Consider the following 12,993-nt stretch of genomic DNA (forward strand, 5'->3'; position numbering starts at 1 on the left):
TCGCTCAGGTACTCTTGCAGCAGCATTGGCTATCGCTTGACCTCTATGGTCAAAGCTCGATTGATCAAGCCTGCACTGTACAAACAACAAAGGCCCCGAAGGGCCTTTGCTTAACTTACTGGCATTGCCCCGACCGGGCGCCTTTTTCATGGGCGTTTCAGGCGGCAATTGCCGTGAAACGGGCAGAAGGAAACACAGGGCCCGGTGTTCCCGGTACCCACGGCGGCGTCTTGCCCATCACCTGGGTGAACACCTCGCTGGCTTCCCAGGCGGCCAGCCAAGCGCGCAGATGGGGCCAGGGCTCGGCCTGCCAGCGATCGGCATCGATGCCTGCGTATTGCCGCACGAACGGCATCAGGGCCACATCGGCCAGCGTGGGCTGCGGTCCGCACAAAAAAGCGTGCCGGGCCAGCCGCGCGTCCCAATGTGCAAGGCAGGCCGACGCGATGCCATAGGGCGTCGAGGCCGCTTGCTGCGAAGGCTCATCCGGCGCGTCCAGATAACGGCCGGGGTATTTGCAACGGTCCAGTGCGTGCTTGAAGTGCCCGTCGCAGGTGGCGATCAGCGCATCGGCATCTTCGGCCGTTGCGCGGTCCATGGCCAGCCATCCCAACGGGTCATCACCTGAAAGCGCCCAGCGCATGATCTCCAGGCTCTGCTCCAGCACCGAGCCATCGGGCAGTACCAGCACCGGCACGGTGGCCTTGGGCGATGCATCGCGCAGCGCCTGCGGCTTGTCGCGCAGCACGACTTCGCGCAGTTCGCAGAGTTGTCCGCTCGCGGCGATGGCCATGCGCGCCCGCATGGCATACGGGCAGCGGCGAAAGGAGTACAGCACCGGCAGGCCATCGGATGGCACCGCCCGTGGGGCCTGTAGTGCCTGTGGTGGCTCTTCGGGTTCGGCCGCGTCCGCGGCGAGGGTGTTGGCCTGGCGCGCGCCGATGTGCGCTTGACCGCGCTCTCGCGCCAGCGCCATCTGCTGCTCGCGCTCGGCCAGTGCGCGCTCTTGCTCCGGCGTGCGCGTGCCATGGCAATAGGGGCAGCTCACGCCGGGCCGGTATTGGGGCGATGCCAGTTCTGCCTCGCCCAACGGCATGCGGCACGATCGGCACAGCTGGTGCCGGCCGGTGGAAAGACCGTGGCCCACCGACACCCGTTCATCGAAAACGAAACAATCGCCATGCCAGCGGCTGTCCTCGGCGGGCACATCCTCCAGATACTGCAGGATGCCGCCCTCCAGGTGGAACACATCGTCGAAGCCTTGCGACTTGAGCAGCGCCGTGGATTTTTCGCACCGGATGCCACCCGTGCAGAACATGGCCACCTTGGGCTTGTGCGCCAGCACGCCGCCCGGTGCGCGTTGCTGCTCCACCCATGCAGGGAACTCCGTGAAGCTGCGCGTGCGTGGATTGATCGCACGCGCGAAGCTGCCGATACCGACCTCGTAATCGTTGCGCACGTCGATCACCACCACCTCGGGATCGTCGATCAGCGCGTTCCACTGGGCCGGCGGCACATGGGTGCCGGCATTGCGCGCGGGGTCGAGCCCGGTCACCCCCAGGGTGACGATCTCGCGCTTGAGCCGCACCCGCATCCGGTAGAACGGCATGCGGTCGCCCAGCGCCTCCTTGTGCCGCAGGCCGGCCAGGCGGGCGTCGGCGCGCAGCCAGTCCAGCACTGCCCGCACCCCTGCTGAATCCCCCGCGATCGTGCCGTTGATGCCCTCTGGGGCCAGCAGCAGCAGGCCCCGCACCCCGTGGGTTTCGCACACGGACTGCAGCGGCGATTGCAGCGCGGCGCAGTCGGGCAGATCGACGAAATGGTAGAGGGCGGCGGTGAGGATCTCGGGCATGGGGTGGCGATGATAGCGGGGGGATCGCAGGGCGCAAATACAGGCAAGTCGTGTCAGGTGCGCGGCGCCGGCATGTCGCTGCAGGCGGCCAGCAGCCACTCGCGAAAAACCTGCAGCGCGTTGCTGGGCGTGCGGGATTTCAGCCGGGTGAGCCAGTACGCGCCCAGTGCGATGTGCGTGGTGAAAGGCTGCACCAGGCGGCCCTGCTGCAGTTCGCGTTGAAAGAGCCGCACCGGCAGCAGCGCCACGCCCGCGCCCTGCGCTGCCGCTTCGGCCAGGGCCAGCGACGAGTCGAACACCGTGCCCCGTACCAGCGGGCAAGGCACGCCGGCCGCACTGAACCAGGCGGCCCATTCGTCCGCACGGTACGAGCGCAGCAGCGATTCGCGCGCCAGATCGGCCGGCACCCGCAGCCGGGGCGCGATGGAGGGCGCGCACATGGCGGACAGCGGCGCTTCCAGCAGGCGATCAGCCTCGGTGCCGTGCCAGGCGCCATCCCCGAACCGGATGGCGCAGTCCAGCCCCTCGCCCGCGATGTCCACCCGGTTGTTGTGCGTGAGCAGGCGCAGGTCCACGAACGGGCAGGCTTGCTGGAACTCGCGCAGACGAGGCAGAAGCCACCCCACGGTGAAGGTGCCCACCGCGCCGACGGTCAGCACTTCGCGCGGGCGGGTGTCGCTGAACTGCTCCAGCGCGCCGGCGATGCGGCCAAAGGCATCGGCCAGCACGGGCAGCAGTGCCAGGCCTTCGTCCGTCAATGCCAGGCCGCGCGGCAGCCGCCGGAAAAGGGGCTTGCCCAGCCGCTCTTCCAGGTTGCGGATGTGCTGGCTCACCGCGGTCTGCGTCACGCACAGCTCTTGCGCAGCGCGGGTGAGGTTCAAGTGCCGCGCGGACACTTCGAAAGCGCGCAGGGCGTTCAGCGGCAAATGCATGGGGTGGGAGGATGTAGGGAAGGGAGCAAGCAGTTTTTCTTGGGGCTCGTCCCGATTATTGTCGATGGTGCTGTGGGCGGCATGCCTCTATCGTTCAGGCCTTCACTCACCCACTCATCGAATCTCACCATGCAAAGACGCCAGTTTTCCTTTGATCTTTTCGCTGCGGTGGCCGCTGCGTCGAGCGCCGTTTTGTGGGCCAGGCCCGCGCATTCAGCGGTACCCGCCGATCAGCCCGGTCCTCGCCATGCGGCGTGGCAGGCTGCCATGCAACAGCTCGAATCCAGCCTGGAAGGCCGCCAGGCGCGGTTGGGCGTGTCCATGTTCGACACAGGTTCGGGCCTCTCGCTGGGCTGGCGTCAGGACGAGCGCTTTCCCATGGCCAGCACGTTCAAGCTGCTGCTGGCCGCCTGGATGCTGGAGCGCGTGGACCGGGGGCAAGAGGCGCTGGACCGCAGGGTGCACTTCGAACCGTCGGCGCTCGTGGCCTATTCGCCAGTGACCGAAAAGCACGTCGGAGCAACGGGCATCACGGTGGGCGAATTGTGCGAGGCGACCGTCACCCTGAGCGATAACACGGCCGCCAACTTGCTGCTGGCCCGCCATGGCGGCCCCCAGGGCTACACCGCTTTCGTGCGCGGGTTGGGCGATGCGGTGACGCGGCTCGACCGCACCGAGCCCACGCTGAACGAAGCCAAGCCGGGTGATCCCCGCGACACGACCACGCCGCTGGCGATGCTGCAGTCCCTGCGCAAGGTGGCGCTGGGCGATGCGCTCTCGCCGGCTTCGCGCGCCCAACTGGTCGAATGGATCGTCGGCACCAAGACCGGCGACAAGCGGCTGCGGGCCGGCGTGCCGGGCTGGCGGGTGGGCGACAAGACGGGCACCGGCAACCAGGGTTCTTCCAACGACATCGGCGTCCTGTGGCCCCCGGGCGGCGGCGCGCCCATCGTCGTCACCTGCTACATCACGCAGACGACGACCGCGCCCGAGAAGCGGGACGCCACGATTGCCGAGGTGGCGCGGCAGGTGGCGCGAGCGATTGCTGCTTGAGGCAGAGCACCATGGCGGGCTGCCGGGCGGCCCTGCCTTCACAGCGCCGGTTGAGTGCGGCGCTGCCGCAACGTGCTGCAGGTTGCGCTACAGCTTCTTGACCAGCACCTGGCTGCGCCGGTCCCAGTTGTATTTGCGCTTGCGGGCCTCGGGCAGCCACTCGGGGTCCACCGGCTGGAAGCCGCGCTTGATGAACCAGTGCATCGTGCGCGTGGTCAGCACGAAGAGGCTGGTCAGGCCCATGCCCCGTGCCCGCTGCTCGATGCGCTTGAGCAGCTTTTCGCCGTCGCCCGTGCCCTGGCTGTGCGGCGATACGGTCACCGCGGCCATTTCGGCCGTGCTGCCTTCGGGGTAGGGGTAGAGCGCGGCGCAGCCGAAGATCACGCCGTCGTGTTCGATGATGGTGTAGTTGGCGATGTCGCGTTCGATCTCGGTGCGATCGCGCTTGACTAGCGTGCCGTCTTTCTCGAACGGCTCGATCAGCTGCAGGATGCCGCCCACGTCATCGGGCGTGGCCTCGCGCAGTTCCTCCAGCTTTTCATCGACCACCATGGTGCCGATGCCGTCGTGCACATAGATCTCCAGCAGCAGCGCACCGTCCACCGCGAACGGAATGATGTGGCTGCGTTCCACGCCGTTCTGGCAGGCTTTCACGCAGTGCTGCAGGTAGAAGGCGGTGTCGGTCGGGCGCTGGCTGGGCGCCACGCGGGCCAGCATCTGCCGGGCCTGGGCGAGGGGCAGTTCCGTGTCGATGGGGTTGTCGTCGCTCTCGGGTTCGTCGGGGTTCATGCGGATGCCCGGCACCTCGCACACGAACACCAGCTTGTCGGCCTTGAGCGCGATGGCCACCGAGGTCGCCACTTCTTCCATGGTCAGGTTGAATGCCTCGCCGGTGGGCGAGAAGCCGAAGGGCGACAGCAGCACCAGTGCATCCATGTCGAGGGATCGCCGGATGCCCGCCACATCCACCTTGCGCACCAGCCCGGAGTGCTGGAAATCCACCCCGTCCACGATGCCCACGGGCCGCGCGGTCAGAAAGTTGCCGGAGATCACCCGCACCGTGGAGCCGGCCATCGGCGTGTTGGGCAGCCCCTGGCTGAACGCCGCTTCGATCTCATAGCGCAACTGGCCCGCGGCTTCCTGTGCGCAGTCCAGCGCCACCGAGTCGGTCACCCGAATGCCATGCGAATACTTTTCGGCGTGGCCCTTGGCGGCGAGCTGCTCGTTCACCTGTGGTCGAAAGCCATGCACCAGTACGATCTTCACGCCCATCGCCTGGATCATGGCCAGGTCCTGCGCGATGGCCTGAAGCTTGCCGGCCGCGATGGCCTCGCCCGTGAGCCCGATCACGAAGGTCTGGTGGCGGAACTTGTGGATGTACGGCGCCACCGAGCGGAACCAGGGAACGAAGGTGAAATTGAAGACAGCGGACATGGGCGGCAGCAAGGGCAGGCAGGAGTGGAAGGACGGCGCAGGCTGGAATGATAAGTTGGGGGGCGCCCTGCGTGGTCGGACGAAGGATGCCACGGGCGGTTTTCAGGTCATCCCCCGTCCCGCGCATTGGAACCCTCGCGAAAATTCGCCCACCGCGCCGCGAAGGGCTCCAGCACCAATCCCTCTTCGCCGCCCGGTTGAGGGTCCGGGGCGGCAAGGGTGATGGCGCAGTCCCGCATCAGTGCCACCATCTACGGGCCGGGTAATGCACTGGGGCAAGACGTACCAGGCTCGCACGCTGTCGATCACCCGGTCGATCACTTCGTCGATGCCGAACAGTTCGGCCTTGAGCTGGGCCGCGGCGCCCGCGAGCCGCTGCTGGCGTTCGGCCAGCTCGAAGTGCAGCGGCGGCAGGGCGGCTGCGGGGAGGGTTGTCATGTCCATATCGATCTTCTTCATTTCAATCCGTGGTGTCGCCGCGGCGCAGGGTGCGCTGCAGTGCCATGCGGTCTGCACGGCGTTGCGCGCCCTGCGTGCGGATGTGCTTGCCGGCGGCGGCGCTGGTGCCGCGCGCCGCGAGCGCGCGGACCACGGGGTTGCGCGGAGGTGCGCTGGTTTCAAGGTGCAGCACCATCGGCTGCTTCATGCGGCACAAGGCCTTGACCCGGCCTTGCTGGAAGGCGCGGGAACGTTTCTGTGCATTCATTGCGTGCGATTCCTGAAAGCAAAAAGCCCCGGCTAGTGTCCCGTCCCGTTATTTTCTGGCATTAATCGTGCATGCCATTGAGGTATGTTGGAACCGGAGATACCGCGATGAGAATGGGCAGACCGAAGGTCGAGTTGGCGCTCTCTGACGAGGAGCGATCGCAGCTTCAATCCTTTGCCCGCAGCCGCTCGCTGCCTGCTGCGCTGAGCAATCGGGCTCGCATCGTTCTGAGCAGTGCCGATGGTGAGCCCAACAACGCCATTGCTGAGAGACTGAAGCTGACCAATGCCACGGTCGGCAAGTGGCGCGCTCGGTTCATCGAGCGACGCATCCCTGGGCTGTACGACGACGTTCGCCCCGGCAAGCCGCGCACCATCGACGACGAGCGCGTGGCAAGGTTGATCAATACGACGCTGCACACCAAGCCGGCCGATGGCTCCACGCACTGGAGCGTGCGTACGGTGGCCGCCGAGACGGGCATCTCCAAGTCCAGCGTCGCACGCTACTCACGGACAAGGCCATTCGCCGGGGATCATTCACCAGCGTCAAGCAACTCGTCCAACGCATCGACCACTTCGTCACCGCCTACAACGCCAACTGCCAACCCTTCAGGTGGACCGCCACCGCGGATTCGATGCTCGAAAAGCTGCATCGACTTTGCTCACTTATCAGCGGGACGGGACACTAGCTCCAAGCGCGCAGCGCGTTCAAGCTCCACGATCGTCCACCGCTGCTTGCCTGCAGGTGGACTGGAGCAGGCCAGTGCCGTCACTCGCGCCTGGGCATCCGTGTCGTACTGCGCCGGCCTGCCGGAGCGCGCGACATCGAAAACAGCGAGTTCCACGCCGCCTTGCAGATACGCCGATCGCGTTCGCCACAGCGATGTACGCCCGATTCCCAGAACTGCCAGGATCTGAGCCTCTGGAATCCCGCGATCCAGGCACGACAGGACGTGTGCTCGATTGACTTCTCGGTCATGAACTGAACTGATCCGGCCAACGGACAATCGCTTCTTTCAATCGTCGTTCCAGAACGTTCCACAATGCCACCCTCGTTTTTGTCGCGCATCCCCTTTCCGCGCAGCAGTGCCCGCATGGAGGGCGTCGATGCGCTGCGTGGCGTGGCCATGGTCTGGATGACGGTCTTTCATTTCTGCTTCGACCTGAGCCATTTCGGGTTCTGGCCGCAGAACTTTCGAGCCGATCCCTTCTGGACCCTGCAGCGCACCGCCATCGTGGGGCTTTTCCTTTTCTGCGCAGGCCTGGGGCAGGCCCTGGCGTGGCACCAGGGGTTGGGGTGGGAGCGATTCTTTCGGCGCTGGTCACAGATCGCAGGTTGTGCGCTGCTGGTCACGGCAGGGTCATACCTGATGTTTCCGCGCAGCTTCATCCATTTCGGTGTGCTGCACGGCATGGCGGTCATGCTCATCGTTGCAAGGCTGACGGCAGGGTGGGGCGGGTGGCTTTGGCCGGCAGGAGCGGTTGCGATCGCGATGCCTCACCTGGCAGCATGGGCGTTGACGCAGGGGCCGTTGACTGCGTGGGCCGCTATGTTCAATGGCACCGCGCTCAACTGGCTGGGGCTGATCTCGCGCAAGCCGTTCACGGAAGACTATGTGCCCGTGCTGCCCTGGCTCGGCGTGATGTGGTGGGGGTTGGCGTGCGGCCAATGGGTGCTGCGCAATCGGCTGCAATGGATGGCAAGGCCGTTGCCCCGGGGGCTTGCGCCGCTCTCCGTGCTGGGCCGCTGGAGTCTGCGCTATTACATGCTGCACCAGCCGGTCATGATCGGCGTGCTGATGGCCGTGTCCTGGCTCTGAAGACAGTTTTCATCCCAGGGCAGCCATAAACGCAAAACGCGGCACAAGGCCGCGTTGGATGAAAAGTTCGCAGGCTTCGGCATCGCTGCCGTGCCTGCCTGCCCAGTCGATTACTCGACCTTGGCCTTCGCGCGCAGTTCTTCCTGGAACTTCGCCAGCTTCTGCTGCTGCAGTTGCTGGGCCACTTGTGGCTTCACTTCTTCCAGCTTGGGCAGCTTGGCTTCGCGCACGTCGTCCAGGCGGATGACGTGCCAGCCGAATTGCGTCTTGACCGGTGTTTGGGTCATTTGACCCTTGTTCAGCTTGACCAGGGCTTCGGTGAACTCGGCCACGTAGCTGCTGGGGGATGCCCAGTCCAGGTCACCACCACGGGCGCCTGATCCAGGGTCCTTCGATTGCTTCTTGGCGATGTCTTCGAACTTGCCGCCCTTCTTGATGGAAGCGATGATGGCCTTGGCCTGATCTTCCTTTTCCACCAGGATATGGCTTGCCTTGTATTCCTTGCCGGTGTTGGCAGCCAGGAACTTGTCGTACTCGGCCTGGATTTCGGCGTCGGTGACGGGGTTGGTCTTTTGGTAATCGGCGAAGAGTTCGCGGATCAGAATGGTCTGGCGTGCCAGTTCCATCTGGGTTTTGTAGTCGGGCGAGGCTTCCAGGCCGCGCTTTTGCGCTTCCTGCAGGAAGATTTCGCGGGCAATGACTTCTTCCTTGATCTGGCCTTCGATCTCAGGGGTCATGGGGCGGCCGGAGCGTTCCACTTGCTGCTTCAAGGCTTCGGCGCGTTCCTTGGGAATCGCCTTGCCGTTCACGACGGCGATGTTTTGAGCGTAGGCGGGAAACACCGTCGCGCCCAGCACGGCAGCGGCCACGAGGCCGGACAAGAGCTTTTTCTTCATTGGGGAGTCCACAAAAAGGAAATGAGTTGCGGGCAGTTCGACCGCAAGTCCGACAGATAGGGCCGGATCAAAGAACTTCAATGGCCAGGGCGTGAGCCCCTTGGTCAATAAATTCTTGCAGCGCATCATACACAAGGCGATGTTGCGCAACGCGCGGTTTGCCTGTAAACAAAGGTGACGAAATCCGCACCCGGAAATGGGTGCCGAAACCGGTTCCATTGGCCCCCACATGCCCCGCGTGCGCGGCGCTTTCGTCCAGCACTTCGAGCGTGCTGGGCGACAGCCGCTCCTGCAAACGAAGGGCCATGGCCTCGGCCGTGATCGCCAGCGCGGCGGTCATGGCTGGATGTCCTTGGCGGCGGTTTTTCCGTCGTCTTCCTTCATATAGCGGCTCAGGAACACGGCCTGGCCGATCACGAAAACCGCCATCAGGCCGATGCCGCCGAACAGCTTGAAGTTGACCCACGTGTCGGTGTCGAACTGGTAGGCCACCCACAGGTTCACCAGGCCCATCACCGCGAAAAAGCCGGTCCAGCTCCAGTTCACGGCCCGCCAGGCGGCGTCGGGCAGTTCCATCTGCGCGCCCATCAAAGATCGGATCAGGTTCTTGCGGAAAAACAGCTGCCCGATCAGCAGCGCCGAGCCCATCAGCCAGTACAGCACCGTGGGCTTCCACTTGATGAAGGTTTCGCTGTGCGACAGCAGCGTGGCGCCGCCGAAGACCACGATGACGCCCAGGCTGATCCACTGCATGGGTTCGACCTTGCCGTTCTTGTAGCGCAGGTAGCAGATCTGCAGCACGGTGGCCACGATGGCCACGGCCGTGGCGGTATAGATGCCCCACAGCTTGAAGGCCGCGAAGAACAGGATGATGGGGAAGAAGTCGATCAGCAGTTTCATGGGGGCTGGAGCGTTGGCGGGCGTTGCCGCCGTTCAGGAAGCACCGGGCTCGAAATCGAGCGATGCGGAGTTCATGCAGTAGCGCAGGCCGGTGGAGGCAGGGCCGTCTTCGAAGACATGGCCGAGATGCGCCCCGCATTGTGCACAAACCGTTTCCGTCCTGACCATGCCGTGGCTGCGGTCGACGATTTCCTGGATCGCGCCCGGCACGGCCTCGGAAAAGCTGGGCCAGCCGCAACCCGCGTCGAACTTCGTTCCCGAGTCGAAGAGCTTCGCGCCGCAGCACACGCAGTGGTAGCTGCCGTCCGCCCAATGGGCTTCGTACTTGCCGGTGAAGGGCCGCTCGGTGGCGGCATGGCGGGTGACTTGCCAAGCCGAGGGTTCGGCGCCCTTGCTCTGCAGCAGGGCCTGCCATTCGGCATCGGTCTTCTTGATGGGAAAGGTCATGATGAACAGCTGATTTCGATGGAGGAAGCCCAGTCGGGTGGGAAGTCGGCCCAGGCTTCGTGGCCCGGGTGTTCGTCGAAGGGTTTGGCCAGCAGCGCCTGCAGGGTGTGCAGCGCAGTGAAGTCTCCTTGCTCGGCCGCGCGGATCGCTTGCTCGCCCAGGTGGTTGCGCAGTACGAACTTCGGATTGCATTGGAGCATCGAATCGGCCGCCTGCCGTCGATCTGATTGTGCCGGGTGCTCTGAATATGATAGCAACCAGGCGTCCCAGCCATCCCGGTCGATGAACAGGTCGCGCACAGGCTCGAAGTTTCCGCCGGCCACCGCGTGCGACAGGCGGCGCCAGAAGATCGGGTAATCCACGCCGCTTTCGGCCAGAAGCTTCAGCAGACTGTCCACCAGCGTGGCGTCGCCCGCCTGGGCATCTGCCGAGCCAAGATCTGCCAGCCCCAGCTTGCCGCGCATGCGCTGCACGAACTGGGCGGGGAACACCGTCTGGTACGACTCCAGCGCAGCCTGTGCCAGCGCCACGTCTTCGATCAGCGGCAAAAGCGCCTGGCCCAGGCGGAACAGATTCCAGTACGCCACGTTCGGCTGCCGGTTGAACGCGTAGCGGCCCTGCGTGTCGCTGTGGTTGCACACATGCCCTGGCACGAAGGCGTCCAGAAACTGGAAAGGCCCGTAGTCGATCGTGAGTCCCAGGATGCTCATGTTGTCCGTGTTCATCACCCCGTGGCAAAAGCCCTGCGCCTGCCAATGGGCCAGCAGCGCGGCGGTGCGCTCGCTCACGGCCTGCAGCAATGCCGCATAGGGATTGCCTCCATGCACACCGCTCGCACCGTGCGCGCGGCATGCGGGGTAGTAGCGGTCGATGACGTAGTCGGCCAGGGCGCGCAGCTGGGGCAGCATGTCGCGCGCCGCGAAGTGCTCGAAATGCCCGAAGCGGATGAAGCTCGGCGCCAGGCGGGTGACGACTGCAGCGGTTTCGATCTCTTCGCGCTGCACCTTCGCGGGCGAGCCCGTGAGCGCCAGCGCCCGCGTGGTGGGTACGCCCAGCGCATGCATGGCTTCGCTGCACAGGAATTCGCGGATGCTGGAGCGCAGCACGGCGCGGCCATCACCCATTCGCGAATACGGCGTGCGGCCGCTGCCCTTGAGTTGCACCTCCAGCCCGCCAGCGGTCTCGCCCAGCAAGATGGCGCGGCCATCGCCCAGCTGCCCCGCCCAGACCCCGAATTGGTGGCCGCTGTACACCGTGGCCATCGGCCGCATGCCCGTCAATAGCGCGTTGCCCGAGCACACCTGCAAAGCGGCGTCCGACGTCAGCCACTCGGGGTACACGCCCAGAAGCTGCGCGGCATCCGGGCTGGTCGCCACCCAATGCGGTGACGGCAGCGGCGTGGGAACCAGTTCGGTGAAGAAATCGGGCCCCAGGTCTGCAAAGCCGTTGCGCCATTCCAGGCCGGACGCAGGCGCCATCGCAGAGGAGGGAAGGGAAGCGTTCATGCGCCGAATTGTCTCCGACCCGCTTTGCCACGCTCGGCAAGGGGGCTTGGGGCCTGTGCCGATTGCCTGTCGCCGGCGGCAGCTTCAGGACTGTGCGCAACTTCATCGCCATCGCCTACCTGCGCATGGCCAAGCTCAAGGATCTGCCGACCAATCCCTTTGCTCCTGCTGCCCCGATTGGGCTCGGCGTTACGCCGCATGTTCTCTGAGGTCAAGTGCCACTCGAAACGGCATAGAGCCCAAATTCAGAAGCGCACAGATGTCATTGGGACTGTATTTCAACAAAAAATGAGCCATGGCGGCATGCCGATAGGGTTCATTTTGTTTTTCATAAAACGCCATCAGCGTTTCGGCCATGGTGACAATGGCCTCTTTCTTGGACATGGGCCGCATGTAAATCCCAGATTTCAAAGCGATATCGGTCATGGGGGACTGCTGGCGCAGCCAGGCATCGCGCGTGAACCCGGCGCCGCTGGTCGTTTCCAGGTTGTACAACTTGCCGTCGCTGTCTCGCCATTGCACGAATAGATGGTTGGGGGCAGCAGCTAGGCTGACGTCCAGCCCCAAGCGCTGGCCCAAGAAGATGAACAGCAACGGCATCGAAACACAGTTGCCCTTTCTGTTGCTGAGGTAATTGGACAACAGTTTGTTTTTGATAACGCGTCCAAAAGGATCTTCCAGGTCGTATTGAAATGGCCGCCGTCCATTCCATTCATTGGGCTGATAGATATGAAAACGCAAGGCGTCCAAGACCAGTCGTTTGGAAGCCCCTGTAGGCAGAGTTTTTCGAATCCCTCGCGCCATTTCGTCCAGTTGTTCCAATGTCGCATCGACATCGACACTGGGGTCCATCATTCGGTCGATGACCAATTTGGCTGTGGACAGATCGATGCTGGCCTCTGGCGCCTCCAACATCTTTTGGATAGTGTTTCGGTTTTCATCTGGCAATGCACCGCCGCGTTTGGCTTCGCTGCCATAGCGCGTGTAAATGCCTGTGCCTGCCATCTCGATCTTGTCCATGGCCGGCGCCAAGGCAGGTGCGTTGCCGACGTGCACGCATCTGGCCGCAAGTCTTGTGCTCATTAAAACCTCCCCGTTTCGTTTTTTGTCGGGGCGGATGTTAAGCGGAGAGCGCCGGTTTTTTGCCGATAAGATCGATTAAATATTAACTATTTATTAATCAACAATACATGCATGGCCATACGTAACTTTGATGGTGTTTTCAAGCTGTAGGCGCGCTGAGCCTTGATCGAATGACAAAGCTCATGCTGCACCGGAAGCGCAAGTTGAGTCAAAAGCACCCCCTCCCGACAGGGTCGCAGTTACTCACAAGTCAGAAATATAGGCGACAGATGGGTGTCTGAAGAATGACCTGATGAGTGCAGGATCTTCAGCCACCGACTGCAACTGCGCATCCACACGCTCCTTGAGCTTCTCCCCCTTTCGCAA

The 12,993-nt window shown here is 63.9% G+C and carries 15 protein-coding genes and 2 pseudogenes; 4 read left to right on the top strand and 13 right to left on the bottom strand.

Annotated features, from left to right (window positions below):
• Positions 1-157: 157 nt before the first annotated feature.
• Together trhO and AVHM3334_RS22625 are read right to left on the bottom strand one after the other, a co-directional pair.
• Positions 158-1,852 carry an oxygen-dependent tRNA uridine(34) hydroxylase TrhO gene (trhO, locus tag AVHM3334_RS23970; protein WP_349816642.1) on the bottom strand — a complete coding sequence of 565 codons (1,695 nt, stop codon included), beginning with the start codon at positions 1,850-1,852 and terminating at the stop codon, positions 158-160.
• A gap of 53 nt (positions 1,853-1,905) precedes the next feature.
• Positions 1,906-2,784 carry a LysR family transcriptional regulator gene (locus AVHM3334_RS22625; protein WP_284415712.1) on the bottom strand — a complete coding sequence of 293 codons (879 nt, stop codon included), beginning with the start codon at positions 2,782-2,784 and terminating at the stop codon, positions 1,906-1,908.
• 129 nt (positions 2,785-2,913) lie between these two features.
• Here AVHM3334_RS22625 and bla point away from each other — a divergent pair, with 129 nt between their 5' ends.
• Positions 2,914-3,837, top strand: coding sequence for a class A beta-lactamase (gene bla, locus AVHM3334_RS22630; RefSeq protein WP_284415713.1), 924 nt, complete (start codon positions 2,914-2,916; stop codon positions 3,835-3,837).
• Positions 3,838-3,924: 87 nt separating this feature from the next.
• On the opposite strand, the gene argA is transcribed toward bla, so the two are convergent.
• The 3 genes from argA to AVHM3334_RS22645 all read right to left on the bottom strand — a co-directional run bounded on the left by argA (position 3,925) and on the right by AVHM3334_RS22645 (position 5,977).
• On the bottom strand, positions 3,925-5,271 hold the full coding sequence (gene argA / locus AVHM3334_RS22635; RefSeq protein ID WP_284415714.1) for an amino-acid N-acetyltransferase: 1,347 nt from the start codon (positions 5,269-5,271) through the stop codon (positions 3,925-3,927).
• A 102-nt stretch (positions 5,272-5,373) separates the two neighbouring features.
• Positions 5,374-5,730 (bottom strand): hypothetical protein, encoded by a 357-nt coding sequence (locus AVHM3334_RS23975; RefSeq protein WP_349816643.1) that lies wholly within the window; start codon positions 5,728-5,730, stop codon positions 5,374-5,376.
• A gap of 1 nt (position 5,731) precedes the next feature.
• Positions 5,732-5,977 (bottom strand): hypothetical protein, encoded by a 246-nt coding sequence (locus AVHM3334_RS22645; protein WP_284415715.1) that lies wholly within the window; start codon positions 5,975-5,977, stop codon positions 5,732-5,734.
• Positions 5,978-6,084: 107 nt separating this feature from the next.
• Between AVHM3334_RS22645 and AVHM3334_RS22650 the strand changes: the two are divergent.
• A pseudogene (locus tag AVHM3334_RS22650) lies at positions 6,085-6,665 on the top strand (helix-turn-helix domain-containing protein).
• Here the strand turns inward: AVHM3334_RS22650 and AVHM3334_RS22655 are convergent.
• Positions 6,639-6,983, bottom strand: a complete 345-nt coding sequence (locus AVHM3334_RS22655) for a helix-turn-helix domain-containing protein (RefSeq protein ID WP_284415716.1) — start codon at positions 6,981-6,983, stop codon at positions 6,639-6,641. The pseudogene AVHM3334_RS22650 and the gene AVHM3334_RS22655 sit on opposite strands and share 27 nt — an antisense overlap.
• Before the next feature lie 36 nt (positions 6,984-7,019).
• On the opposite strand from AVHM3334_RS22655, the gene AVHM3334_RS22660 reads away from it, so the two are divergent.
• Entirely contained in the window at positions 7,020-7,796 is a 777-nt protein-coding gene (locus AVHM3334_RS22660) for an acetyltransferase domain-containing protein (RefSeq protein WP_284415717.1), read from the top strand.
• 110 nt (positions 7,797-7,906) lie between these two features.
• Here the strand turns inward: AVHM3334_RS22660 and AVHM3334_RS22665 are convergent, their stop codons facing one another.
• From AVHM3334_RS22665 to AVHM3334_RS22685, 5 genes are all read right to left on the bottom strand, one after another.
• A complete protein-coding gene (locus AVHM3334_RS22665; protein ID WP_284415718.1) occupies positions 7,907-8,692 on the bottom strand; it encodes a peptidylprolyl isomerase in 786 nt (261 codons plus the stop codon).
• A 67-nt stretch (positions 8,693-8,759) separates the two neighbouring features.
• Entirely contained in the window at positions 8,760-9,032 is a 273-nt protein-coding gene (locus AVHM3334_RS22670; RefSeq protein ID WP_284415719.1) for a BolA family protein, read from the bottom strand.
• Entirely contained in the window at positions 9,029-9,592 is a 564-nt protein-coding gene (locus AVHM3334_RS22675) for a septation protein A (RefSeq protein WP_284415720.1), read from the bottom strand. The genes AVHM3334_RS22670 and AVHM3334_RS22675 overlap by 4 nt, the downstream gene beginning before the upstream one ends.
• 33 nt (positions 9,593-9,625) lie before the next feature.
• Positions 9,626-10,039, bottom strand: coding sequence for a peptide-methionine (R)-S-oxide reductase MsrB (gene msrB, locus AVHM3334_RS22680; RefSeq protein WP_284415721.1), 414 nt, complete (start codon positions 10,037-10,039; stop codon positions 9,626-9,628).
• Entirely contained in the window at positions 10,036-11,544 is a 1,509-nt protein-coding gene (locus AVHM3334_RS22685) for a protein adenylyltransferase SelO (protein WP_284415722.1), read from the bottom strand. Before AVHM3334_RS22685 ends, msrB begins: the two co-directional genes overlap by 4 nt.
• Positions 11,545-11,552: 8 nt before the next feature.
• Between AVHM3334_RS22685 and AVHM3334_RS22690 the strand changes: the two genes are divergently transcribed.
• Entirely contained in the window at positions 11,553-11,753 is a 201-nt protein-coding gene (locus tag AVHM3334_RS22690; protein ID WP_284415725.1) for a hypothetical protein, read from the top strand.
• Here AVHM3334_RS22690 and AVHM3334_RS22695 read toward each other — a convergent pair.
• Positions 11,734-12,564, bottom strand: a complete 831-nt coding sequence (locus tag AVHM3334_RS22695; protein WP_284415723.1) for a transglutaminase family protein — start codon at positions 12,562-12,564, stop codon at positions 11,734-11,736. The two genes, AVHM3334_RS22690 and AVHM3334_RS22695, sit on opposite strands and share 20 nt — an antisense overlap.
• Positions 12,565-12,870: 306 nt before the next feature.
• Positions 12,871-12,993 (bottom strand): annotated as a pseudogene (locus AVHM3334_RS22700) (IS630 family transposase); the annotation flags it as partial.

Source organism: Acidovorax sp. SUPP3334 (assembly GCF_030159055.1).
Classification (GTDB): domain Bacteria; phylum Pseudomonadota; class Gammaproteobacteria; order Burkholderiales; family Burkholderiaceae_C; genus Paracidovorax.